At 59.8% G+C, this 6,356-nt stretch carries 5 protein-coding genes; 1 reads left to right on the forward strand and 4 read right to left on the reverse strand.

All coding sequences use genetic code 11. From position 1 onward, the window contains the following. Positions 1-249: 249 nt before the first annotated feature. A complete protein-coding gene (gene crtH, locus NW815_RS09570; protein ID WP_414389203.1) occupies positions 250-1,806 on the reverse strand; it encodes a carotenoid isomerase in 1,557 nt (518 codons plus the stop codon). A 203-nt stretch (positions 1,807-2,009) separates the two neighbouring features. On the opposite strand from crtH, the gene NW815_RS09575 reads away from it, so the two are divergent. After that, on the forward strand, positions 2,010-3,029 hold the full coding sequence (locus NW815_RS09575) for a Rieske 2Fe-2S domain-containing protein (RefSeq protein ID WP_414389202.1): 1,020 nt from the start codon (positions 2,010-2,012) through the stop codon (positions 3,027-3,029). Here NW815_RS09575 and NW815_RS09580 read toward each other — a convergent pair. The 3 genes from NW815_RS09580 to NW815_RS09590 all read right to left on the reverse strand — a co-directional run bounded on the left by NW815_RS09580 (position 3,012) and on the right by NW815_RS09590 (position 6,239). Then, positions 3,012-3,962, reverse strand: coding sequence for an ABC transporter permease (locus NW815_RS09580; protein WP_414342559.1), 951 nt, complete (start codon positions 3,960-3,962; stop codon positions 3,012-3,014). The two genes, NW815_RS09575 and NW815_RS09580, sit on opposite strands and share 18 nt — an antisense overlap. Next, positions 3,956-5,110 carry an ABC transporter ATP-binding protein gene (locus tag NW815_RS09585; protein ID WP_414415947.1) on the reverse strand — a complete coding sequence of 385 codons (1,155 nt, stop codon included), beginning with the start codon at positions 5,108-5,110 and terminating at the stop codon, positions 3,956-3,958. Before NW815_RS09585 ends, NW815_RS09580 begins: the two co-directional genes overlap by 7 nt. Positions 5,111-5,375: 265 nt before the next feature. Further along, the gene (locus NW815_RS09590; RefSeq protein ID WP_414387776.1) at positions 5,376-6,239 is read right to left on the reverse strand and encodes a PD-(D/E)XK nuclease family protein; all 864 of its coding nucleotides are present in this window, start codon (positions 6,237-6,239) and stop codon (positions 5,376-5,378) included. Between the last annotated feature and the right edge of the window lie 117 nt (positions 6,240-6,356).

Consider the following 6,356-nt stretch of genomic DNA (forward strand, 5'->3'; position numbering starts at 1 on the left):
AGCAGTGTTCAGCGTAAATGTATCAGATACTGAATACCGAGTTTGAAGAGGACATCTGTGTTGATTCTGGACAATGTCCTGATTCAAAGGCCTACAGCCTGCTTTCGGGAACGGACGCTATCTTACTGGCTAGCGTCTCATTGTTGTTTGAATTGACCATCAACTGCCTCCCAAACCCTCTGCGCCGCTCAACCCTCATCCCCTGCCCCTCTCCCAGAGGGAGAAGGGAGTAGCAAGGATAAGGGCAACCTAAACCAAATCCGCTGCCACCCGGTGGGCGCAGGCAAAGCCGGAGAAGGCAACGGCATTGAGCCCTTGGCCGGGGAATGTGCTATCCCCCACGCAGTATAGGTTGGGGATGGCGGTGCGATTGAAAGGCATGCCCAGCAAGCCCCAGGGATCCCGGCTGGGGATGGGCCCATAGGTGCCGTTGCTGCGGCTCAAGAAGCGGCGGTGGGTGCGGGGGGTGCCTATCTCCTTCAGTTCAGTGTGGGATCCCAGTTGGGGCCAAAGGGCCTCCAGGCGGCGGATGAGGCGGTCGGCGGCTTGCTGTTTTTGGATCTGGTACTGGCTTGGGTTCAACCCTTGCCAGGTGGACATCCAACTGGGGGTAAAGGCATGAACAATGTGGCGGCCCGGGGGAGCCAGGTCGGGATCCAACAGGGTGGGGATGGAGACAAAAAGGGTGCCCTGCTCAGCCTCTATCTGATCCCAATCTTCCAGGAGAATGTGGTGACAATAGCGTTCGCCGGACAGGGCCTCGGCCCGCACCCCCAGGTGCAAGCTTAAAAAGCTAGGGGATTGCTGGTAGCGTTTTTGCCACTGCCGCTCCGCCCTGGGCAGGGATCCCGGCCATAGGCGCTCAAAGGTGTCCCAGCGGGTGGCATTGGAGATGATTGTGCGGGCAAAGAGCTTTTCCCCGCTGGCCAGCTCTACGCCCACCGCCCGACCTCTTTCTTCCAGGATCCGCCGCACGGGTGCTTTGTAGCGGATCTGCCCGCCATGGGCCTCTAGTCCCTGGGCCAGCTTTTGGGCGATCTGCCCCACCCCCCCTTTGGGATAGTTGACACCGCCGTAGTGTCGGTCACAAAACACCATCCCGGCATTGATGATGGGCGTGCGATCCGCCGGCACCACCGACCAGCAGTAGCACTCCATGTCCACAAAGCGCAGCAAATCCGGATCCCGCAGACAGCGCCGCGCTACCTGGCCCACATTCACCGGCAAATAGCGCGCCAAGGTCAGGCAGCCGAGGGGATTGCTCACAAAAGAACGAAATAGATAGCCCCACTCCTCCAACGAGAGCAGCTCCATGGCGTTGAGGCTGTTGAAGATGGGCCACAGGCTATCGTAGAACCGGCGAATGCCGGCGGCTTCCCGGGGAAAGTAGCCGGATAGCTCCTGCAAAAACTGCTCGTAATCCCGGTGTACCCGTGGATTGAGCCCCTTGGGCAAGTGGTAGGCAATCTGCACCGGATCGGGGATGGACTCCAGGGATTGGCCCACGGCTGCCAAGGCGCGGGTCAGCAAGTTGGTGGTGCCTTGGGTGCCCAACCCAAAGATCATGGAAGCGCCCACGTCGAAGCGGTAGCTCCCCTTGCCTAAGGGATCCGGACGCTCAAAATAGCCGGCACTGCCCCCTGGAATGAGGTATTTTTCCAGCACCAGCACACGGTATCCTTTGGCAGCCAACTGGCTGGCCGCGACCAATCCCCCGATCCCAGCACCGATGACGATGGCATCCCAAGCAGGGGAAGGGGTGTACAGAGCCTGCAAGAGGGTCTGAGAAGGCAAAGTTGAGGTCAAGGGATCCCTCTGGAAACTCAAACGCAAGATCAGTATCTTTACCGTACCAGAGGTTCTAGGGTTTCCCCATGAGTTGAGCTCCCCTGGGAATGAGTTTGCCCAGATCTGCAAGATCCCCAAATAGAGATTGTGGCGCGGGCTACGGAACCGAATTCACGAATTTGCTATACAGAATCCGGCCACACGACACAGATGGTTTTGCCATGTTGGTGACCCAGCATCCTGTCTTTCGGCGCTTTTGGTACCCGGTGATGCCCCTCAGCCTATTGGAGCAGGGATCCCCGCAACCTTTCGAGCTGCTGGGAGAGAGGATCGTCCTTTGGCTGGACAAAGCCGGACAGCCCCAGGCAGCCGCAGATCGCTGCTGTCATCGGTCGGCGCAATTGTCCAAGGGAATCGTCTGTGATGACCATATCCGCTGCCCCTACCATGGGTGGGAGTTCGATGGCACGGGAGCCTGTGTCAAGGTGCCGCAACTGCCGGATCAGTCCCGCATCCCGGAGAGCTACCGCATTCCCGCCTACCTCTGCCAGGCCCGCTATGGCTATGCTTGGGTGTGCTTGCATCCCCAGCCTCTACGGGGGATCCCGGTCATCCCAGAAGCCGAGGATCCCAGTTACCGGCTCATCCACGAGTTCTACGAACGCTGGGAATGTGCCAGCTTGCGCATCTGCGAGAACGAGTTCGATGCCGCCCACATCAGCTTTGTACACCAGAACACCTTTGGCAGTATGGAAGACTTGGTACCCAGCCACTTCGAGGTCGAGGAGCTGGACTACGGGATCCGCACCCGCACAGTGCTCGGTGTAGCCAACCCAGAGCTGCAACAAAAAAACCTGGGCATTGCTGCCGCCAAAACCGAGCGCACCACCACTTCAACCTGGCATTTGCCCTTCACCAACCACCTTCACATCCGCTACCCCAATGGCCGCAGCCATGTCATCGTCAACATCCCCACCCCCATCAACGACCGAGCCTCCCAAGTGGTGCAGTTTTGTTTGCGCAACGACACCGAAGCCGATACCCCAGCCGCCGAGGTTATTCGCTTCGACCGGGCTGTAACTCTGGAAGATAAAGCCATTTTGGAGACCACGGATCCCGACGTTCCTCTCACCCTCAGCGCCGAGCAGCACATGCTCACCGATAAGCCCGGGATCCTGATGCGCAAGCAATTGGCGGCTCTGCTCAAAGCCCACAGCAGCTCCTCAAACCAGATTTTCTAGGCTGCGGGTGCCAGCGTAGCGGCTGTAGGCGTAGATCAACCCCAGGGTGAGGCCGGTAACCAAAAAGCTGAGGGCCGCCCCGAAAGGATAGTCCAGGCTGGAGCCAAACTGCAACTGAATCACATTCCCGATCAACAGCGTTTTGCTGCCCCCCAACAGATCCGGCACTACGAACATGCCGAAAGCCGGGATCCCCACCAGAATGAGGCCCGCCGCCAGTCCAGGCAAGGTCTGGGGCAGAAGCACCCACCAAAAGACCTGCCAACCCTTGGCATAGAGATCCCGTGCCGCTTCCGCCAGCCGCCAATCGATGCGCTCCACCGCCGTGTACAGGGGCAAGACCATGTAGGGCAAAAACGTGTAGACCATGCCCAGATAAACCGCCAGCCAACTGGGATACAGAGCCGTTTGCGGTGGGATCCAGCCCAGCCAGGCCGCCAAGCGAGCCGGCCACCCTTCCGGGGCCAGCACCACCATCCAGGCATAGGTGCGGATCACCAGGTTCGTCCAAAAGGGCACCACCACCAAGGTGAGCAACAGATCCCGTTGTCGGGGTGGGTGGGCGGCAATGAAGAAAGCCAATGGGTAGGCCAGCAGCACGCAAAAAAAGGTGGTTACCCCCGCCACCAGCAGGCTGCGGCCCAAGATCTGCCAGTAGATGGGCGTCCATCCTAGGGGGCCAAAGCCGAGAATGCGCAGATAGTTCTCCAGGGTCAGGGGCAGTTGAATCTGGCCAAACTCCCCGCGGCTGAGAAAGCTGCACACCAACAGCAACAGCCCCGGCAGCACCAGAAAAAACATCACCCACAGCACCCCTGGCCCAGCAAAAATTAGGCTGCGCCCCAACTCCTGCCAAGGGGTGAGCAGCTCCCCAAATCGCACCTGGGCTTGGCCAGGGATCCACTTGCCCACAGGAGATGGCAGCTTCAACATCCAGTCTCCTCCTGACGGGGATCCGGTCGCAAACGGATTAGGCTTTTCGGGGGTAGGTGGGCCACCAGCGCTGCGCCGATCTCAAACCCTGCATCCTCAATATCGGTGTTGAGGGCCGTGGCCTTGAGCTGCTGACCTTGGTTTGTCCGCAACAGGTATTGGTTCTCAGCCCCAGTGTAGATGAGGTTTTCCACCCGCACTGGCACCTGGTTGGGCAGCAGATCCCAGCCCCTGCGAGAGAGCTGGATCTTTTCCGGGCGAATAGCCAATTGCACCGGTTCCGAGCTGGCCGGGATCCCCAAGACCTTCAGCTTTCCCAAGGGCGTATCCACACAGTCCGTCCCACAGGCGATCCCCTCGATCAGGTTGCTGGCCCCTAAAAAGTCGGCTACGAAGGCCGTCGCCGGGCGCTCATACACCTCATCGATAAGGCCCACTTGCTCAATGCGCCCCGCCCGCATCACCGCCACCCGGTCGCTGGTCACCAAAGCCTCTTCTTGGTCGTGGGTAACGAAAATAAAGGTCATGCCCAGGCGGCGCTGCAACTCGCACAACTGCACCTGAAGCTGCTTGCGCAACTTGGCATCCAACGCCGACAGCGGCTCATCCAACAAGAGCACTTCCGGCTCGTTCACCAAAGCCCGAGCCAAGGCCACCCGCTGCTGCTGTCCCCCCGACAGCTCATGGGGCTTCCGCTTGGCCAGAGCTGCAATCTCCACCAATTCCATAGCAGCCGCTACCCGCTTGCGCAGAGCTTCTCCCCGCACACCCCGCATGCGCAGGCCGAAGGCGATGTTGTCCTCCACCGTCATAAAAGGGAAAAGGGCATAGCTCTGAAACACCGTGTTGACATTGCGCTTGTGGGCGGGCAGGTGGCCTACCGGGCGACCTCGAATCACCACTTCCCCAGCATCGGCCATCTCCAGGCCGGCCAGGATGCGCAGCAGGGTGGTCTTGCCACAGCCGGAAGGGCCCAGCAGGCCGAAAAACTCCCCCCGCCGGATGTTCAGCTCAATGCCATTGAGGGCCACAAAATCGCCAAAACGCTTGTAGAGGCCCGCCACTTCTACATCCCAGTCGGGATCCCGGACGGTAGAAATACTGGAGATGACACCCGCGATCACAGTTGACAGCGCTGATAAAACCATCTAACCCAGTATGCAAGTCTCCGAGAAAATTGCAGTTATCCTCCACACCCGGGGCACCAGTTCCACGCTCAGCCCTGCAACCGGGGATCCCTGCCCGTAGCCTTTCCAGATGGGAAACGTTGGGAACAAAGGACTCCGTCTCGCTATCGCGAACGGCCCCATAATAGGGTATGCATGGGTTGCTGCCAAAACAGATCCTGCCCCGCCCTACCCTGATCTAATCGGATCTAATCGCGTCAGCGGGGCGGAGTCCTTACTGCTCCCATTACTGCTCCCAATAAGTATCGGCGATGGGATCCGCAGGTGTCGCGGGCTCCTGCATTGGCCAGACCCAATCCGTGAGGTCTTGAGAGGGGATCCCTTCCGGTAGCAGCCCATGGCAGCGGGAGCGAAACAGACAACTGTTGCAGCGCTCAGTGTGGGGGGTCATGGGAAAGTCTTGCGCCTCCAGTTGCCGCAGGTGGTTCAGAGTGGCTCTTAGGTGGGCCAGGTCTTGCTCATAGGCGGCGGCGCTGTAATACCGGTGGAAGGGCTGCTGCGGATGTTGCACATACCAAAAGGTCAGTTGCACCTGCTCCGGCTCAAAAGGGCCTTCCAGGGGCAGCTGCTGGGCCACCTCGCAGAGCAGCAGAGGGTAAAGGCGCACCTGCCAGTCTTGGGCCAACTGTTCATCGCGAGGACGTTGACGCTCAGTTTTCCAGTCCAGGATGTGCAGGGATCCGGGGATAATCACCAGCCGATCCAAACGGGCTATCAACTTAAAGCCCTCAATCCGTTGCCACAGGGGCAACTCCGCCAACACCCGTCCCTGGGGATGGGCATGGGAGCTGGCCAAGAACACCTGCCACCACTGCTGCACCCCTTCATCCAGGCCGGACAAACGCGGCTCCACCTGCCGCCCGCGGCTGTGCCACTCCACCAAACGGTGAAACTGCCGTCCGCGCCTCTGCTCCAGCTCGTGCTCAAAAACACTGGCAGCGGGCCAGATCAACCGCTCCAGGTACACATAGCGAAACAGGCGGGGGCAATGGTCCAGCAGGGCCAGTGAAGAGGCGGAGAGGTTGACCTGCTCAAAACTCAACCTCTCCAGAGAAGGGGCAGCAGGGATCCCAGACAAAGTGCTCCGCACCGCTGTCGCGAAGGGGAAGAGCTGGCAAGAGGGGGCTAAGTTCCACTGCTCTCAGGATACCCCCACCGCCACCAGGGGTCGCCCAGCGGAGGAGCATGACTCTAGTCAATAATAAGC

The organism is Synechococcus sp. R6-7 (assembly GCF_047461695.1).
Lineage (GTDB): Bacteria > Cyanobacteriota > Cyanobacteriia > Thermostichales > Thermostichaceae > Thermostichus.